Source organism: Lactiplantibacillus herbarum (assembly GCF_001039045.1).
Classification (GTDB): Bacteria; Bacillota; Bacilli; order Lactobacillales; family Lactobacillaceae; genus Lactiplantibacillus; species Lactiplantibacillus herbarum.
This window is the reverse complement of the sequence record NZ_LFEE01000036.1, coordinates 19,220-20,071: the sequence shown is the minus strand read 5'-3', so window position 1 is coordinate 20,071 and position 852 is coordinate 19,220. Positions and strand designations below refer to the sequence as shown.

Below are 852 nucleotides of genomic sequence, written 5' to 3'. Positions count from 1 at the left end.
CGATTACCTTTGGTTTAGGTTACTGGAGTTACTCATTAGGTAAACAGAACCAAACGAATTTAGTGGGTGTCATCATTCCGGCAGCGTACTTCATTGTACGAGCACTCTTAGCTGTGATGATGCAAGGATCTACGCGAGGGCTGATTACCTCGTTAGTTGGTAGTTTAACGTTTAGTTTAATCTACTACGGTTTGTTTGTGTGGGGGAAACACCGAGCAAACAAAGCAAAAGCATAATTAGGTTAACACTAGAACAGCTGATACTAAACTTCAATGATGAGGCGTGGGTGTCAGCTGTTTTTAGTTAAGTCAATTGGAGTATCAAAGGAGGTTGAACCATGTTTGTGTTTATAGCGATTGGGTTAATTACGGCAGTGATCACGATTGGTTTAGGTTATTGGAGTTATCTGCTTGGGAAGCGAAACAAAACCAATTTAATCGGGAGTATTATTCCGGCAGGATATTTCATCGTGCGAGTGATCTTTGCGGTAGTGCTATGTGAAGGCTCACAGGAATTAATTACTAGTTTAGCTGGGAACCTAGCAATTACGATAATCTTCGTTGGCTTGTTTGCTTGGGGAAAGCAACGAGCTAGCAAGGGACGCAAGAAAGCCTAGTTTAAGTTTATAAGAATAACGCTGAAGCAGTTAATCGCTAATTTTATTGGTGAGATTAACTGCTTTAGTTTTACATAGGATTCAAGCAATGTAAGATAGCGCACAAGAAAAAGTCATTTAAGAAGCATAAATCTAGCGGCAGTGCCATGATTGCGACCCTTAGTCGTAAGACAGGTATCAGTAAGAGTCTAATCTCCTTGGCGACTGATCTGATTGGGTATAATGACTTATATACG

The 852-nt window shown here is 40.5% G+C and carries 2 protein-coding genes; both read left to right on the top strand.

The genetic code is table 11. From position 1 onward, the window contains the following. The first annotated feature begins 2 nt into the window (after positions 1–2). Positions 3–236 carry a hypothetical protein gene (locus ACG95_RS10690; RefSeq protein ID WP_082137356.1) on the top strand — a complete coding sequence of 78 codons (234 nt, stop codon included), beginning with the start codon at positions 3–5 and terminating at the stop codon, positions 234–236. Between the two features lie 101 nt (positions 237–337). After that, positions 338–616, top strand: coding sequence for a hypothetical protein (locus ACG95_RS10685; RefSeq protein ID WP_048000498.1), 279 nt, complete (start codon positions 338–340; stop codon positions 614–616). Positions 617–852: the final 236 nt, after the last annotated feature.

Coding starts and splice junctions, on each gene's coding strand:
- ACG95_RS10685 (WP_048000498.1), top strand. CDS start 338: ATGTTTGTGTTTATAGCGATTGGGTTAATTACGGCAGTGATCACGATT.